This window comes from Gordonia amarae NBRC 15530 (assembly GCF_000241345.1).
Taxonomy (GTDB): Bacteria; Actinomycetota; Actinomycetes; order Mycobacteriales; family Mycobacteriaceae; genus Gordonia; species Gordonia amarae.
This window is the reverse complement of record NZ_BAED01000051.1, coordinates 15,050-31,288: the sequence shown is the minus strand read 5'-3', so window position 1 is coordinate 31,288 and position 16,239 is coordinate 15,050. Positions and strand designations below refer to the sequence as shown.

General features: G+C 68.2%; 19 protein-coding genes. 2 read left to right on the top strand and 17 right to left on the bottom strand.

The annotated features are described in order from the left end of the window. Window positions 1-189: 189 nt before the first annotated feature. From lgt to GOAMR_RS14585, 17 genes are all read right to left on the bottom strand, one after another. Window positions 190-1,860, bottom strand: a complete 1,671-nt coding sequence (gene lgt / locus GOAMR_RS14665; protein WP_005189277.1) for a prolipoprotein diacylglyceryl transferase — start codon at window positions 1,858-1,860, stop codon at window positions 190-192. Between the two features lie 88 nt (window positions 1,861-1,948). Further along, complete coding sequence (gene trpA / locus GOAMR_RS14660) at window positions 1,949-2,791, bottom strand: tryptophan synthase subunit alpha (RefSeq protein ID WP_005189276.1); 843 nt, start codon at window positions 2,789-2,791, stop codon at window positions 1,949-1,951. Then, complete coding sequence (gene trpB / locus GOAMR_RS14655; RefSeq protein WP_005189275.1) at window positions 2,791-4,101, bottom strand: tryptophan synthase subunit beta; 1,311 nt, start codon at window positions 4,099-4,101, stop codon at window positions 2,791-2,793. Before trpB ends, trpA begins: the two co-directional genes overlap by 1 nt. 115 nt (window positions 4,102-4,216) lie before the next feature. Continuing rightward, window positions 4,217-5,035 (bottom strand): indole-3-glycerol phosphate synthase TrpC, encoded by an 819-nt coding sequence (gene trpC, locus GOAMR_RS14650; protein WP_005189274.1) that lies wholly within the window; start codon window positions 5,033-5,035, stop codon window positions 4,217-4,219. 101 nt (window positions 5,036-5,136) lie between these two features. Continuing rightward, on the bottom strand, window positions 5,137-5,991 hold the full coding sequence (locus GOAMR_RS14645; protein WP_005189273.1) for a TIGR02234 family membrane protein: 855 nt from the start codon (window positions 5,989-5,991) through the stop codon (window positions 5,137-5,139). Beyond that, on the bottom strand, window positions 5,988-7,553 hold the full coding sequence (locus tag GOAMR_RS14640) for an anthranilate synthase component I (RefSeq protein WP_005189271.1): 1,566 nt from the start codon (window positions 7,551-7,553) through the stop codon (window positions 5,988-5,990). The genes GOAMR_RS14645 and GOAMR_RS14640 overlap by 4 nt, the downstream gene beginning before the upstream one ends. After that, a complete protein-coding gene (locus tag GOAMR_RS14635) occupies window positions 7,550-7,729 on the bottom strand; it encodes a tautomerase family protein (protein WP_005189269.1) in 180 nt (59 codons plus the stop codon). The genes GOAMR_RS14640 and GOAMR_RS14635 overlap by 4 nt, the downstream gene beginning before the upstream one ends. 2 nt (window positions 7,730-7,731) lie before the next feature. Continuing rightward, window positions 7,732-8,118 (bottom strand): phosphoribosyl-AMP cyclohydrolase, encoded by a 387-nt coding sequence (hisI, locus tag GOAMR_RS14630; RefSeq protein WP_005189266.1) that lies wholly within the window; start codon window positions 8,116-8,118, stop codon window positions 7,732-7,734. A gap of 12 nt (window positions 8,119-8,130) precedes the next feature. Next, complete coding sequence (hisF, locus tag GOAMR_RS14625) at window positions 8,131-8,904, bottom strand: imidazole glycerol phosphate synthase subunit HisF (RefSeq protein ID WP_005189263.1); 774 nt, start codon at window positions 8,902-8,904, stop codon at window positions 8,131-8,133. Window positions 8,905-8,917: 13 nt separating this feature from the next. Further along, window positions 8,918-9,739 (bottom strand): inositol monophosphatase family protein, encoded by an 822-nt coding sequence (locus GOAMR_RS14620; protein ID WP_005189259.1) that lies wholly within the window; start codon window positions 9,737-9,739, stop codon window positions 8,918-8,920. Further along, on the bottom strand, window positions 9,736-10,479 hold the full coding sequence (gene priA / locus GOAMR_RS14615) for a bifunctional 1-(5-phosphoribosyl)-5-((5-phosphoribosylamino)methylideneamino)imidazole-4-carboxamide isomerase/phosphoribosylanthranilate isomerase PriA (RefSeq protein ID WP_005189256.1): 744 nt from the start codon (window positions 10,477-10,479) through the stop codon (window positions 9,736-9,738). The genes GOAMR_RS14620 and priA overlap by 4 nt, the downstream gene beginning before the upstream one ends. Before the next feature lie 63 nt (window positions 10,480-10,542). Next, complete coding sequence (locus tag GOAMR_RS14610; protein ID WP_005189253.1) at window positions 10,543-10,812, bottom strand: hypothetical protein; 270 nt, start codon at window positions 10,810-10,812, stop codon at window positions 10,543-10,545. Then, on the bottom strand, window positions 10,809-11,447 hold the full coding sequence (gene hisH, locus GOAMR_RS14605; protein WP_005189250.1) for an imidazole glycerol phosphate synthase subunit HisH: 639 nt from the start codon (window positions 11,445-11,447) through the stop codon (window positions 10,809-10,811). The genes GOAMR_RS14610 and hisH overlap by 4 nt, the downstream gene beginning before the upstream one ends. After that, window positions 11,444-12,091, bottom strand: coding sequence for an imidazoleglycerol-phosphate dehydratase HisB (gene hisB, locus GOAMR_RS14600; RefSeq protein ID WP_005189248.1), 648 nt, complete (start codon window positions 12,089-12,091; stop codon window positions 11,444-11,446). Before hisB ends, hisH begins: the two co-directional genes overlap by 4 nt. After that, a complete protein-coding gene (locus GOAMR_RS14595) occupies window positions 12,088-13,227 on the bottom strand; it encodes a histidinol-phosphate transaminase (protein ID WP_005189246.1) in 1,140 nt (379 codons plus the stop codon). The genes hisB and GOAMR_RS14595 overlap by 4 nt, the downstream gene beginning before the upstream one ends. Further along, window positions 13,224-14,546 (bottom strand): histidinol dehydrogenase, encoded by a 1,323-nt coding sequence (hisD, locus tag GOAMR_RS14590; RefSeq protein WP_005189244.1) that lies wholly within the window; start codon window positions 14,544-14,546, stop codon window positions 13,224-13,226. Before hisD ends, GOAMR_RS14595 begins: the two co-directional genes overlap by 4 nt. 148 nt (window positions 14,547-14,694) lie before the next feature. Continuing rightward, window positions 14,695-14,928, bottom strand: a complete 234-nt coding sequence (locus tag GOAMR_RS14585; RefSeq protein WP_005189242.1) for a DUF5652 family protein — start codon at window positions 14,926-14,928, stop codon at window positions 14,695-14,697. A gap of 20 nt (window positions 14,929-14,948) precedes the next feature. Between GOAMR_RS14585 and GOAMR_RS14580 the strand changes: the two genes are divergently transcribed. Further along, window positions 14,949-15,527 (top strand): SRPBCC family protein, encoded by a 579-nt coding sequence (locus GOAMR_RS14580; protein ID WP_005189240.1) that lies wholly within the window; start codon window positions 14,949-14,951, stop codon window positions 15,525-15,527. Window positions 15,528-15,730: 203 nt separating this feature from the next. Beyond that, on the top strand, window positions 15,731-16,234 hold the full coding sequence (locus GOAMR_RS14575; protein WP_005189238.1) for an excisionase family DNA-binding protein: 504 nt from the start codon (window positions 15,731-15,733) through the stop codon (window positions 16,232-16,234). Window positions 16,235-16,239: the final 5 nt, after the last annotated feature.

The window sequence follows — 16,239 nt, the reverse complement described above, 5'->3', positions numbered from 1 at the left end:
CGCGCTGTGTGTTGCCGACGCCGACATGTACGGCATCCTCTGGACAACACTGTCCGGTGGAGCATATGACGCCACTCCGCTGGCCACGTGGGGCTGTCAAAGACCGTGGTCGAGTAGCGTTCTCAACTCTAACTCACTGTGAGTGAATCCGTCGGGCACACGGATGTGAGCCGGGCTACTGCGTTCGGGTCAGCGCTTGCGCCACCTCAGCTGGCGTTTGCGGGCCGGCTGGTCGGCGGCTGCCGCGGGTTCGCGGGACGCGGCCTCCTCGGAGGTCGTCTCCGTCGCGTCCGAATCCGGCTCGGTGTCCGGCTCCGCCTCAGGCTCCGGCTCGGGTTCGGTCTCGGGTTCCGGTTCCATCTCGGTCTCGGGCTCCGGATCGACCTCAGGTTCGGTCTCAGCCTCCGGCGTGGCCTCCGACTCAGCCTCGGCGGGGTCCGGCTCAGCCTCCGATTCGGTCTCGGGTTCCGATTCGGTTTCGGGCTCCGGCTCGACCTCAGGTTCGGTCTCAGCCTCCGGTGTGGCCTCCGGCTCAGCCTCGGCGGGGTCCGGCTCAGCCTCCGGTTCGGTGTCCGACTCGAGTTCCGGCTCAAGCCCCTCGTCCGACACGCTCTCCGCGGCCGGCCCGACCTCCACGTCCGGCTCTACCTCGGCCTCGGTTTCCGCCTCGATGTCGGATGTCTCCGAGGACTCATCCTCCGCAGCCGGTTCAGAATCGGCGTTCTGGTCGGTCTCGGTGTCGACGTCCGGCTGCGCCGCTGTGTCGGGATCCACCTTGGCGATGACCTCGGTGGTCGGGTCGGCGTCATCGCCGTCGGTGATCACCGGGATGGCTCCGGTGTGGCCGGTGTGACGAGCGATCGCCTCGGTGAGCGCGTCGTGCGGGTCGACCTCGACCGGGCGGTCATCGTCGTCGTCTTCGTCGTCGTAGTACTCGAAATCATCGATGTAGCCGACATGGCCGAGTTCTTCGAGTTCCGCGGCCTTCTTGTCGCGGTACATCGTCAGCCCCTGTTCGCGGCCTTTCGGGGCGATCACGAAGTAGGCGGCGGCGACAGCGAAGATGATGCAGGCGGTGAACACATTGATCCGGATGCCGGCGATCTCGGTGGCCGGATCGCTCCGCATGAGTTCCACACCCAGGCGGCCTACGCAGTACATCGCCACGTACAGCGCGAAGAGCCTGCCGTGCCCGATGCGGGCGTAGCGATCCACGGCCACCAGGATCAGCACCACCAGCAGGTTCCACAGCAGCTCGTACAGGAAGGTGGGGTGCACGATCTTCTCGACCACCCCGGTGGACACGCCGTTCATCGTGTCGCGATGGCCGAACTCATCGACACGCTCGTAGATCTTCAGCGCCCACGGCACGTCGGTCTCGCGGCCGTACAGCTCCTGGTTGAAGTAGTTGCCGAGCCGGCCGATCGCCTGGGCGAAGAGGATCGGCGGAGCGATCGCATCGCCGAATGCGGGCAGTTTGATGCCGTACTGGCGGGCTCCGATCCAGGCGCCGACCGCACCGAACGCCACCGCTCCCCAGATGCCGAGGCCACCCTCCCAGATGCGCAGGGCGTCGATCGCGCCCTTGCCGTCGTTCGGGGTGTCACCGAAATACGTCTTCCAGTCGGTGATGACGTGATACAGCCTGCCGCCGACCAGCCCGAACGGCACCGCCCAGATGGCCATGTCGAGGATGTCGCCCTCACGGCCACCGCGGGCCACCCACCTACGTCCGCCCCACCAGACCGCGACCAGAATGCCGAGGACGATGAACAGTGCGTAGGCACGCAGCGGCACGGGGCCGAGATGCCAAACGCCCTGGGGAGGGCTGGGAATGTAGGCCAGAGGTGCGACGGTCACGCCTGCCAACACTAGTGGAGGGCCGACCGATTACGCGCCAAGGTGTCGGGTATGGGCCGGGGACCCGAGGGCCCACAGCCAACACCTCCTATATAGCGTGGTGGCCTCTGACGCCTTCGGCGAGTTCGGTGACCAGGTCGCGCAGGTGGTCCTGGCCCGCATGGGCCGCGGTCACGAGAGCCGAGCCGACGATCACGCCGTCGGAGTAGCCGGCGATCTCCGCGGCCTGTTCGCGGTTGCGCACACCCAGGCCGACGCCGATCGGGATGTCGGAGTAGGCCTGCACCCGTGCGCACAGCTCGGGTGCGGCGTTGGAGACGTTGTCACGTGCCCCGGTCACACCCATGGTGGAGGCGGCGTACACGAAGCCACGGGAGGCGTCGACGGTGAGCGCGATCCGCTCGGTGGTCGACGACGGTGCGACCAGGTAGATGCGGTCGAGACCGTGCTTGTCGGACGCCTCGTGCCAGGCCTGTCCCTCCTCGGGGATGAGGTTGGGCGTGATCATGCCGGCGCCACCGGCTTCGGCGAGGTCGTGGGCGAACCGGTCGACACCGTATTTGAGGACCGGGTTCCAGTAACTCATGACAACGGCCGCACCACCGGCGTCGGTGATTGATTTGACGGCGGTGAACACGTCGCGGACCCGCACACCGTTGGTGAGGGCGAGTTCGGCCGCTTCCTGGATGGTGGGGCCGTCCATCACCGGATCGGAGTAGGGCACGCCCACCTCGATGATGTCGCAGCCGGCCTCGACCATCGTCCGGAACGATTCGATCGACTTCTCGACGGTCGGATAACCGACAGGCAGATACCCGATCAGTGCGGCACGGCCCTCGGCTTTGCACCGCGCGAACACGGACGCCAGCTTGGATGCGGGGGCCGTCTTGACGGTGCCGGTTTCGCTGCTCACAGCTGACTCTGGGCTCATCACTGCTTTCCTGCGTTGTTGACGGCGTGGACATCGCTCTCGGACGGCGGCGGTTCGAACAGGTTGAACCAGCGCCCGGCGGTGTCGACGTCCTTGTCTCCGCGACCCGACAGGCTCACGACGATGAGGGCGCCCTCGCCGAGTTCCTGACCGAGCTTGAGCGCCCCGGCGACGGCATGGGCCGACTCGATCGCCGGGATGATGCCCTCGCGGCGGGACAGCAGGGACAGTGCGTCCATCGCCTCCGTGTCGGTGATCGGCCGGTACTCGGAGCGGCCGATGTCCTTGAGGTAGGCATGTTCGGGGCCGACACCCGGATAGTCCAGACCCGCCGAGATCGAATGCGACTCGATGGTCTGGCCGTCCTCGTCCTGCAGCAGGTACGAGTAGGCGCCCTGGAACGCACCGGGCGAGCCGCCGGTGAAGGTGGCCGCGTGCCGTCCGGTCTCCACGCCGTCACCGGCGGCCTCGTAACCGACGAGCCGCACGGCGGCATCGTCGATGAACGGGTGGAAGATGCCGATGGCGTTGGAGCCACCGCCGACGCAGGCGACCACGGCGTCGGGCAGCCGGCCGGCCTGCTCCAGGATCTGCACCCGCGCCTCCAGGCCGACGATGCGCTGCAGGTCGCGCACCATCGCCGGGAACGGGTGCGGCCCGGCTGCGGTACCGAAGCAGTAATAGGTGTTGTGGGCGTTGGTCACCCAGTCGCGCAGCGCCTCGTTGATGGCGTCCTTGAGGGTGGCCGAGCCGTTGTCGACGGCGATGACGTCAGCGCCGAGCAGCCGCATGCGGGCGACGTTCAGAGCCTGCCGGTCGGTGTCGACGCGACCCATATAGATGACGCACTCGATGCCCAGCAGCGCGCACGCGGTGGCGGTGGCGACACCGTGCTGACCCGCGCCGGTTTCGGCGATCACCCGGGTCTTGCCCATGCGGTGCGCGAGCAGCACCTGCCCGAGGACGTTGTTGATCTTGTGCGATCCGGTGTGGTTGAGGTCCTCACGCTTGAGGAAGATCCGGGCACCGCCGGCGTATTCGCTGAGCCGGGTCGCCTCATACAGTGGCGACGGGCGGCCGGTGTACTGGCGTTGCAGGCGGTCGAGTTCGGCGAGGTAAGTGTCGTCGGAGCGCACCTTGTCGTAGGTGGCGGTCACCTCCTCGATGACCGCCATCAGTGCCTCGGGCACATGCCGTCCGCCGTACACACCGAAGTGTCCGCCGGCGTCGGGTTCGATGCTGGTCCGCGTCGTCAAACCTGTACTGGCCGTAGGGAAAGCACTGGTCTGCTGGGCATCGTTACCGGTCATGGCCTCACGGACTCCTCATCGTCGCACCGGCGGCACTGCCCCCGGATGCAACTCATCACACACTAGAAACTATTGGGGCACAAACTATTTAAGTTTCGGCGCGCCGAAAATGGTGTCAGCGAACCGATTTGGGGCAGGACGGGTGGGTCCCCGCGGTGACCAGCTCGCTGACTGCGGACCGGGGGTCGCCGCTGGTGACCAGGCCCTCGCCAACCAGCACGGCGTCGGCGCCTGCGCCGGCGTACGCCAACAGGTCGGCGGTGCCGCGGACACCCGACTCGGCGATCCGGATGACCTCGGTGGGCAGCCCGGGTGCGATGCGGCCGAAGCAGTCCCGGTCGACCTCCAGGGTCTTGAGGTTGCGGGCGTTCACGCCGACGACCGACGCCCCCGCCTGCAGGGCCCTGTCGGCCTCTTCCTCGGTGTGCACCTCCACCAGGGCGGTCATGCCGAGGCTTTCGGTGCGGTCGAGCAGCGATGCGAGCACATTCTGTTCGAGGGCTGCGACGATCAGCAGGATCACGTCGGCGCCGTGCGCGCGGGCCTCGTGGATCTGGTACGGGCCGACGATGAAGTCCTTGCGCAGCACCGGGATGGACACGGCGGCGCGGACGGCGTCGAGGTCGGCGAGCGACCCGCGGAACCGGCGCTGCTCGGTCAGGACGCTGATGATGCGGGCGCCGCCGTCCTCGTAGGCCTTGGCGAGCTGAGCCGGGTCACCGATGGTGGCCAGGTCGCCCTTCGACGGCGAGGCGCGCTTGACCTCGGCGATCACCCCGATCCCGGGGAGCCGCAGCGCGGCCATCGCATCCTTGGGTGCGGGCGCCTTCTCGGCCGCCGCCTTGATCGCCGCGAAGTCGATAACGGCTTCACGCGCGGCGACGTCAGCCTTGACTCCCTCGATAATCGAGTCGAGGACGGTCGGCGTGCTCACGAGTGCTCGGCCCCTTTCACCTGATGTGTGTGGGTTAAGGGTAGACGCATCGCAAAAGCGGTACGACCGCGGGTACTGACCGTCATCTACCTGGCACCCCACTACCCGTCACTGCTGTCGGGACGGTCGCGGCCGTCGCGTTCGGAGTCCGTCGGGCCGGGGTCGGTGTGGTCGAGGTCGGCCGGGCCGAGGTCCGTCGCGTCCAGGTCCGTCGGGTCAAGGCCGGAGTCAAGGGCCTCCCACAGGGTCCGTTCACTGGTTGCCGCACCGGTGTCAGCCGGCTCCGCCTGCGCATGTGCCCGGGTCTGGGCGGATCTGCGTTGCTCGTACTCGCGGAAGATCTCCCGCTCGGCGTCCTCCCGCCGGGCCGCCGGTGTCATGTACTTCGACGTCGGCGCCGCACCACCACGAGCGGCCCGCAGCAGGAAGATTCCGGCCGCGACGCACAGCAACGTCCCGGCGAACACCGTGGCCACCGCCCACTCTTTGACGTCGACGAGCAGGACCTGGTACCGGTCTGGCATGTCGGCCACGTCGCCGGCGTAATCGGGGTCGGCACCGTCGGTGAGCAGCGAGATCACCGGGAACGCCGCCGCCACCCCAGCCGCCGCCACCAGGACGGCGATCAGCCGCAGGCCCCAGCCCCGCACCGACAGCGCGGCCGCGATCGCCGCGAGCAGCACCAGCGCGAGCGGTGTCAGCCACGGACTCCACGCCGAGCCCTTCACGTCGAAGGCCCGCTGCCTGGTGAGCCCGTCGAACGGTTCGGCCTCCACCCGACACCAGTCGAGCTGGCCGACCGCCCAGAACACGACCGCCGCCAGCGCGAGCAGCAGTGCCGCGATCATCTTGGTCCGGCGGACGCGGCGCTGGGCATCTGCCGTCGGGGTGTCGGCTGTTGCGGCGCCGGTCGTCTCGCTCCCGGAGGGGCCGTCGGGCCCGGTCGGGTCGGTCACGAGATATCCCCGACGCGGCGCATCGTGCCCGCCGCCGCGATCGCGTTGAGCACGGCCATCGCCTTGTTCTTGGCCTCGTTGTACTCGTAGGTCGGGTCACTGTCGGCCACCACACCGGCACCGGCCTGCACGAACGCGCGGTCCCCGGACAGCAGCGCGGTACGGATCGCGATCGCCGTGTCGGCATTGCCGGCGAAGTCGAGGTAGCCGACGATGCCGCCATACAGGCCGCGGCGGGTCAGCTCATGCTCCTCGATCAGTTCCATGGCCCGCACCTTCGGCGCACCGCTGAGCGTCCCGGCCGGGAAGCAGGCAGTGACCGCGTCCAGGGCCTCCTGATCGTCGCGCAGGGTGCCCGACACCGTCGACACCAGGTGCATCACGTGGCTGTACCGCTCGATGTGACAGTAGTCGGACACCTTGACCGAACCCGGGACGCAGACGCGGCCGATGTCATTGCGGGCCAGGTCGACGAGCATCAGGTGTTCGGCGTTCTCCTTGGGGTCCTCCAGCAGGCCCTTGCCGAGCAGCTGGTCCTCCTCCTCGGTGGCCCCACGCCAACGGGTGCCGGCGATCGGGTGGGTGGTGGCGACCCGGTCGGCCACCGTCACCAGGGCCTCGGGTGAGCTGCCGACGATCGTGAACGGTTCCCGCGCGACACCGTGTCCGGCCAGCCCGCCCGGGATGCGCAGCAGGTACATGTACGGACTCGGGTTGGAGGCCCGCAGCACCCGGTATACGTCGAGGGGGTCGGCCGTCGACTCCATCTCGAACCGCACCGACGGCACCACCTGGAATGCCTCACCGGCCTCGATCTCGCCGACCATGGCCCGCACGACCGCGCCGTACTCATCGACGTCGCGTTGCGCGGTGTACCCGGGCACGGTCCGGTCGTACTGGGCGACCGTCGAGGCCAGCGGTGCGGCGAGTGCGGCGGTCATCTTGTCGAGCCGGGCGATCGCGTCGTCGTATGCCTCCCGCACGTGCTCGTCGGTGCCGTTCCAGTTGACGGCATTGGCGATGAGCGTGATGGTGCCCTCGTGGTGGTCGACCGCGGCGATGTCGGTGGCCAGCAGCATCATCAGGTCCGGTAGGCCCAGGTCGTCGGTGGTGGTCGACGGCAGGTTCTCCAGCCGGCGCACCATGTCGTAGGCCATGAAGCCGACGAAACCGCCGGTCAGCGGCGGCATCCCCGGCAGCGGGTCCGTCGCCAGCAGTTTCAGCGCGACGCCGAGCACCTCCAGCGGATCACCGCCGGTGGGTGCGCCGTCGGGCACCGTCCCCCACCAGTGCGCCTCGCCGTCGGCGACGGTCAGCGCCGACGGCGTGCCCGCACCGATGAACGACCACCGCGACCACGACCGGCCGTTCTCCGCAGACTCGAGCAGGAACGTGCCCGGCCGGTCACCGGCGAGCTTCTGGTACGCCGACAGCGGTGTCTCGGCATCGGCGAGGACCTTGCGGGTCACCGGGACGACGCGGTGGTCGCGGGCGAGGTCCGCGAACTCGTCGAACGTCGTCGTATGCCCGAAACCGGGCTGACCGGAACCGACGGCGCTCATCCGAGCGGCTCGCCGCCGACGCCCCACTGGGTGCGCGGGATCTCGTTGATGGTCACCCACACCGAGTCGGGACTCTTGCCGGTGGCCCGGGCGTAGGCCTCGGTCACCGCGGCGATCGTCTCGCGTTTGATGCGGTCGGACATGCCGGGGGTCTGGGAGATCTGGATCAAGGGCATGGCTACTGCTCCTGCGTCTCGGGGGTGAAGGTCGGTTTCGGGGCCGTGACTTCGGGCAGCAGCGACGGGGTGTCGAAGCAGCTGTGGCTGCCGGTGTGGCAGGCCGCGACGACCTGGTCGACGATCAGCAGCAGGGCGTCACCGTCGCAGTCGGTGCGCACATCGTGCACGTGCTGGAAGTGACCGCTGGTCTCGCCCTTCACCCAGTACTGCTGCCGCGACCGCGAGTAGTAGGTCGCGCGGCGGGACTCCAAGGTCCGTTCCAGGGCGGTGTCGTCCATCCATGCCATCATCAGCACTGTGCCGGTGCCACGTTCCTGCGCGATCGCGGCGAACAGACCATCGTCGTTGCGTGTGAGCCTGGCGCTCAGTTCGGGATCCAATGCCATGGGAACCTCCTCCTACCGAACCGTGATGCCGTCGGCCCGCATCGCGTCCTTGACCTGGCCGATGGTGAGTTCACCGAAGTGGAACACCGACGCCGCGAGGACCGCGTCGGCACCGGCGTGCACGGCCGGCGCGAAGTCCGCCACCTTACCCGCGCCACCGCTGGCGATGACGGGAACGGTGACGGCCTCACGCACCGCCTTGAGCATCCGCAGGTCGAAACCTGCCTTCGTGCCGTCGGCGTCCATCGAGTTGAGCAGGATCTCCCCGACGCCGAGATCCTGGCCGCGGCGCGCCCATTCGACGGCGTCGATGCCGGTGCCCTTACGTCCGCCGTGGGTGGTGACCTCCCAGCCCGACGGGGTCGGCTGCTCCCCCTCGGGGACGGTGCGGGCGTCCACCGACAGCACGATGCACTGCGACCCGAAGCGGCGGCTCATCTCGCCGAGCACCTCGGGCCGGGCGATCGCGGCGGTATTGACGCTGACTTTGTCGGCGCCGGCGCGCAGCATGGTGTCGACATCGTCGACGGTGCGGATGCCGCCGCCCACCGTGAGCGGGATGAACACCTGGTCGGCGGTGCGTTTGACCACGTCCACCATGGTGGCCCGGCCCGAGCTGGACGCGGTGACATCGAGGAACGTGAGTTCGTCGGCGCCCTCGCGGTCGTAGCGTTCGGCCAGTTCGACGGGATCGCCGGCGTCGCGCAGGTTCTGGAAATTGACGCCCTTGACGACGCGACCGTCGTCGACGTCGAGGCAGGGAATGACCCGGACAGCTACTGACATGCGACTACTCTTCTCATTCCCCGTCTTTCCATTCACCCCGTGAGGCGTCGGTGATGACGTCCAGGAGTTCGGCGTGCAGGCCGGGCGCGCCGACGACCAGCGACGACGACGTGACCGTCCACGGATTCCCGGACAGGTCGGTGGCGATGCCTCCGGCGGCCCGCACCAGCGCGGCGCCGGGCGCGTTGTCCCAGGCGTGGCGGCCGAAGATCACAGCGCCACCGAAGATGCCGGCGGCGGTGAAAGACAGGTCGACTCCGGTGCTGCCGGTCATCCGCAACCTCGCCACCCGTGAACTCAGGCCGCGCAGCACGTCGGCGCGCACGTCACCGGAGTACCGGCCGCCGTGGGCGGCGTTGAACGGGCCGTACGCCAGCACCGACGTCGCCAGCTCGGTGTCGGCGAGCGGGGCCACCGGCTCACCGTCGACCAGCAGTGGGCCGTCGACGTGCGCGGCGTAGCGACGGTTCTGCAGCGGCAACCAGGTGAGTCCGAGGACCGGGTCACCGTCGACGAGCAGGCCCAGCAGGATGCCGGTCAGTGGTAGGCCGGTGGAGTAGTTGTAGGTGCCGTCGACGGGGTCGAGGACCCACACCGCCCCCGAGTCCAGGTCCGGGCCGCCGAACTCCTCGCCGTGCACCGGGATCTGGGTCTGGTCGGCAAGCTCCGCCGACAGCCGGCGTTCGAGGTCCAGATCGACCTGGGTGGCGAAGTCGGTGGCACTCTTGGCGACCGCGCTGGGTGCCCCTACTCCGGCGCGGAACTCCTCGACGGCGCCGTCGAGAATCGATCCGGCGGTGTGGAGCAGGCGCGCGTAGTCCAAACCGGCGCTCACGCCTGAGACACCGCCGTCAGCGCCTCGGGCAGAGTGAACCGGCCCGCGTACAGGGCCTTGCCGACGATCGCACCCTCCACACCCTGCGGCACGAGGCCGGCGATGGCCACCAGGTCCTCGATGGCCGACACGCCGCCGGAGGCGACGATCGGGGCATCGGTCTTGGCTGCGACCTCGGCGAGGAGTTCGAGGTTGGGGCCCTTGAGGGTGCCGTCCTTGGAGACGTCGGTGACCACGTAGCGGGCGCAGCCGTCGTTGTTGAGACGGTCGAGCACCTCCCACAGGTCGCCGCCGTCGGTGACCCAGCCGCGGCCACGCAGCCGCCACGAGCCGCCCTCGTTGATCACGTCGAGGCCGACGGCGATCCGGTCGCCGTATTCGGCGATCGCCTTGCGGCACCAGTCCGGGTTCTCCAGCGCAGCGGTGCCCAGGTTGACGCGGGTGCAGCCGGTGGCCATCGCCGCGGCCAGCGAGTCGTCGTCGCGGATACCGCCGGACAGTTCCACCTTCACGTCGAGCTCACCGACGACCGCGGCGAGCAGGTCGCGGTTGTTGCCCTTGCCGAAGGCGGCGTCGAGGTCGACCAGATGGATCCACTCGGCTCCGTCGCGCTGCCACGCCAGTGCCGCCTCGCGGGGCGATCCGTACGACGTTTCGGTGCCGGCGGCACCCTGCACCAACCGGACGGCCTGCCCGTCGGCGACATCGACTGCGGGAAGGAGTTCGAGGCTTGTGCCCATCGGTTGTGGTGTTCCTGTTCTGTGAAGGGTGAGAGCAAAATCTGTCGGGAGGGAACGAAGTGGCTAGGTGTCGTCCCCGGAGTCACCGCGGACCTGACGTTCGACCGCGGAGATCATCCGGTGGGACACGAGGCCGATCACCGCGACCATCAGCACCAGGGCGAGCAGGCCGACGATGAGCGCGGCCACCGATGACACCTTGGTCAGCACCATGATGATCGGGATCGCGACCAGCAGGACCGCGACCCCGGAGCCGAGCGAGAAGAGGGCGAGTTTGGCGAACGAGAATCCGGGGACGTCACCGCCGCCCTGCTGCTTACCCGGCGCGGTCATCGCAGGCCCTTCACCCAGTTGAGCAGCAGGTGCGCGCCCGCGTCACCCGACTTCTCCGGATGGAACTGGGTCGCCGACAGCGGTCCGTTCTCGACGGCCGCCAGGAATGGCCCGCCGTGGTCGGCCCAGGTCAGCTTGGGTGCGGCGAGGGCGGTGCCGTCGTTGTCCATCTCCCAGGTCTGTGCGGCGTAGGAGTGCACGAAGTAGAAGCGGGTGTCGGCGTCGAGGCCGGCGAACAGCACCGAATCCTCGGGGGCCTGGACGGTGTTCCAGCCCATGTGCGGCAGCACCTTGGCCGGGAGCTGGGTGACAGCGCCGGGCCATTCGGCGCAGCCCTGCGTCTCCACCCCGAACTCGACGCCCCGCTCGAACAGGATCTGCATGCCGACGCAGATGCCGAGGACCGGACGTCCACCGGCGAGGCGGCGGCCGATGATCCGCTCCCCGCGCACCTCGCGCAGGCCCTTCATACACGCCTCGTACGCACCCACTCCAGGTACCACGAGGCCGTCGGCATTCAGCGCCTCCTGCAGGTCGGAGGTGACGGTGACGTCGGCACCGGTGCGTTCCAGCGCGCGCTGCGCCGAACGCAGGTTGCCCGAACCGTAGTCGAGGATCGCGACGGACGCTGTCACAGAGCTCCCTTCGTGGACGGGATACCCGTCACGCGGACGTCGTATTCGGTGGCCGCCCGCAGTGCGCGCGCCACCGCCTTGAACTCGGCTTCGGTGATGTGATGCTGGTCGCGGCCGTACAGCACCCGCACGTGCAGCGCGATCCGCGCGTTCATGGCGAGTGCCTCGAAGACGTGCCGGTTGATGACCGTCGAATACGGGACACCCGGGTAGCCGCCGATGACGGCGCCGAGCATGTGGTCGGGTTCGCCGGTGTGGACGCAGTACGGGCGGCCGGAGACGTCGACGGCGGCGTGGGCGAGGCTCTCGTCCATCGGGATCCAGCAGTCGCCGAAACGCCGGATGCCCTTCTTGTCGCCGAGCGCCTGCCCGAGAGCCTGGCCGAGCACGATCGAGGTGTCCTCGATGGTGTGGTGACCCTCGACCTCGATGTCGCCCTCGGCCTTGACGGTCAGGTCGAAGCTGCCGTGCTGGCCGAACGCGGTGAGCATGTGGTCGAAGAAGGCGATGCCGGTGGAGATGTCGGTTGCACCGGTGCCGTCGAGGTTCAGCTCGACCGTGATCGACGATTCCCGGGTGGTGCGTTCGACGCGTGCGATACGCGGAGCTCGGGCCTCGGCTGTGGTGGCTTGTGGGGTGGTCACTGACCGTTCTCCAGATCTGTTGCTGCCAGTTCGCGGCTCACGTCGAGGAAGGCGTCGTTCTCCCCGGCCAGCCCGATCGTCACACGCAGCCGGCCGGGGATGCCGACGTCGCGGATCAGGACGCCACGATCGAGGTAACGCTGCCAGCTTGCCGGTGCGTCCGCAAACCGCCCGAACAGGACGAAATTGGCGTCGGAGTCGATCACGTCGTAGCCGAGAGCTTTCAGACCTGCGACGACGCGGGTGCGTTCGGCGATGATCGCGGCAACTCCGGCGAGGGTGTCGTCGGCGTGGCGCAGCGCCGCGCGGGCGGCGGCCTGGGTGACCACCGACAGGTGGTACGGCAGCCGCACCAGCAGGATCGCCTCGATGATCGCCGGCGACGCCGCCAGGTAGCCTAGGCGCCCGCCGGCGAAGGCGAACGCCTTGCTCATGGTGCGGCTCACCACCACCTTGGCCGGGAACTCGTCGATGAGGGTGACGGCGCTGGGCTGAGCGGAGAACTCGGCGTACGCCTCGTCGACGATCACGATGCCGGGCGCGGTCTCGACGATGCGGCGCAGGTCCTCGATGGTGGTCGACCCGCCGGTCGGGTTGTTGGGTGAGGTGACGAACACGACGTCGGGCTTCTGGGTTTCGATCTCGACGAGCGCGTAGTCGATGTCGAGACCGAAGTCGTTCGCACGTTTGGCGGGCAGCCAGGTGGTGTCGGTGCCGTCGGAGATGATCGGGTGCATCGAATACGACGGCACGAAACCCATCGCGGTGCGGCCCGGCCCGGCGAAGGCCTGCAGCAGTTGTTGCAGGATCTCGTTGGACCCGTTCGCCGCCCACAGGTTGTCGTGGGTGAGGTGGATGCCGGTCGCTTTCGACAGGTATTCGGCGAGGTCGGTGCGCAGGGCGACGGCGTCCCGATCGGGGTACCGGTGCAGTTCGGCGGCGGCCTCCCGCACCGATTCGGCGACGTCGTCGATGAGCGCCTGCGACGGCGGGTGCGGGTTCTCGTTGGTGTTGAGCACCACCGGAACCTTCAATTGCGGTGCGCCATAGGCACTCTTGCCGCGTAGATTGTCACGGATCGGCAGGTCTTCGACGGTGATCTGAGATCCGGGAATGGTAGGTGCGCTCACGCTCATGCCTTCCCTGCGAAGCGCTGTTTGACGGCGTCGCCGTGCCCGGGCAGATCCTCGGCATCGGCGAGGGTGACGACCTTGGCGGCCACCTCACGCAGTGCGGCCTCGTCGTAGTCGATGACGTGCACACCTTTGAGGAAGGTCTGCACCGACAGGCCCGAGGCGAACCGTGCCGAGCCCGACGTCGGGAGGACGTGGTTGGAGCCGGCGCAGTAGTCGCCGAGGCTGACCGGGGCGTACGGGCCGACGAAGATCGCGCCCGCGTTGGTGATGCGGTCGGCGACGGCGGCGGCGTCGCGGGTCTGGATCTCCAGGTGTTCGGCGGCGTACGCGTCGACGACGGCGATACCGGCGTCGAGGTCGTCGACGAGGACGATGCCGGACTGCTTGCCGCTCAGCGCGGTGGTGACCCGCTCGCGGTGTTTGGTGGCGGCCACCTGGCTATCGAGGGCTGCGTCGACGGCGTCGGCGAGTTCGACGCTGTCGGTGACCAGCACCGACGCGGCAAGGACGTCGTGTTCGGCCTGGGAGATCATGTCGGAGGCGACGATGCCGGCGTCGGCGGAGCTGTCGGCGAGGATCGCGATCTCGGTGGGCCCGGCTTCGGAGTCGATGCCGACCACACCGCGGCACAGCCGCTTGGCGGCGGTGACATAGATGTTGCCGGGGCCGGTGATGAGGTCGACCGGGTCGAGCACCTCACCGGTGGTGTCGACGCCACCGTAGGTGAGCAGCGCGACGCCCTGCGCGCCGCCGACCGCCCACACCTCATCGACGCCGAGCAGCGAACAGGCGGCGAGGATCGTCGGGTGCGGCCAGCCACCGAAATCCTTCTGCGGCGGCGAGGCCACCACCAGCGACCCGACACCGGCCTCTTGGGCGGGGACGACGTTCATGATGACACTCGACGGGTACACGGCGTTGCCGCCGGGCACGTACAGGCCGACGCGGCGCACCGGGATCCACTTCTCGCTGACGGTGCCGCCGTCGACGACATCGGTCCGGGTGGTGGCCCGGCGCTGGTCGGCGTGCACCTTGCGGGCCCGTTCGATCGATTCGCGCAGCGCATCGGCTATTTCGGCATCCAGCTCGGCGGCGGCTTTCGCGATGACATCGGCCGGCACCCGCACGGAGCCGGGTGTGATGCCGTCGAACTTCTCCCCGTACTCCAGTGCCGCCTGCACGCCGCGGTCGGCGATCTCATGGACCACCGGCGTCACCGTGTCGAGGACGGCATTGACATCGGTGCCACCGCGCGGCAGGGCACGACGCAATTCGGCGAGCGTCGGGGTGCTACCACGCAGATCGGTTCGGGCGAGCATGATCTCTCCTGGCTGGAAGGGGTTGACTTTCCCAGGATATGTGGTGTGGCTACCGGTTTTCGAATGCGCCCACCACTGCCCTGTCCTAAACCCCACCAATAGCCTCCGGCATCGCAATAGTTGTGATGCCGGAGGCTATTGGTGGGGTTTAGGACGACGTGCGCTTACGTCCCCAGATCAGATACACGGCCGGCAGGATTCCGACCGAGTTGACCACGCCCAGACCCAGCCCCCACGCCCATTTCGGGCCGTTGATCTCCTCCTGCGTGCGGCTCGCCAGGTCGCGCCCAGCCCAGGTGCGCAGCCCCATGTCGACGGCCGTCGTCGCGACGACGACCCCTTTCTGCTGATTGGACAGGTCCTTCCACTTCTTCTTCGCCATGCCCGCACCGTAGTCCGCCGATGACCGACATCACAGAGGACAACGCCGTGTTGGCTACGGTGTCGGTGTCACGATCGTGGCGCAGGCACGCATATGAGGAGGACAGAGTGCTGTATCGGGACGCACCGACCGTCGAGGTATCCACGCTCATCGAAGGCGCCACCGGCGACCAGGTGTGGGACCTGGTGACCGACATCAACCTCCCCACCCGTGCTGCCGGTGAACTGGAGTCCACCGAATGGGTCGGCGACCCGGGCGTGGCAGTCGGCGCCCGCTTCCGCGGCACCAACAGCTCGGAGGACATGGGCACCTGGATCGGGGAATGCGAGATCACCGAGGTCGATCCCGGCCGCCGCTGGGTGTGGCAGGTCGGCCCCGCCGGCGGCGACCCCTGGGCAACGTGGGCCTTCGAGGTCGAACCGTCGAGTAAGGGCACCATCGTCCGCCAGTGGGCCCGCCTGGGCCCCGGCCCCTCCCGCCTCTCCGAGTTCATCGCCACCCAACCCGACAAAGAAACCCGCGTCATAGCCCACCGCCTCAACACCTGGCGCGAAGCCATGCAAGCCAACCTCACCCTCATCCACACCACCCTCACCTGACGTTCCCGCGCAATGATTTCCTTGCGCCCCAATCGGATCCGTTTAGCGCTCAGGGAAACCAGCAAGCGGGAACAGTTGCCGGTGAGGGGTACTTGCTGAAAGTAGGGGTGCTGCGTGAGTAGGAGCCACGAGCAGCCTTTCGTAACTTTCGGAACTTGGGTAGAGTTGCGGCATCGCTCTGTAATGATTCTCGGAGGTGAAGCATGGGCACCACAACCACCGGAACAACAGTCAACCCACAGCCACGCGATGCCGATGAACTCGCCAAAGTGCTCCGGTTCATCGAGGAACACGAGGGGCACCACGGAGCTCCCGAATCGGCACTGTTCCTCACCGGCGCGAACACGCGCGACCGGGTTGAACTGACCGGGCAACTTCACGAGATCCTCAAGCGCATAACACAGGCACTGAGCAGTGGACAGTCGATCAGCCTCCTCGCCGGCGATGAAGTGATCTCAACGCAACAGGCGGCCGATCTCCTCGGGTTGAGCCGACCGACCGTCGTGCGGCTCATTGAAGAAGGGGAACTGCCCGCGCACGTTCCAGGCGCGGTTCGGCGCAGACTTCATGTCGCCGACGTTCTCGCCTACCGAGACGAACTACACCAGCGCCGCAACAACTTCATTGCTGAGAGTTCGGCCCAGTTCGGGGATATCGAGGAGAACGAGGTCGCTGACCTGCTGGCCGAGGCGCGCCGCAAGGCATGACCCAC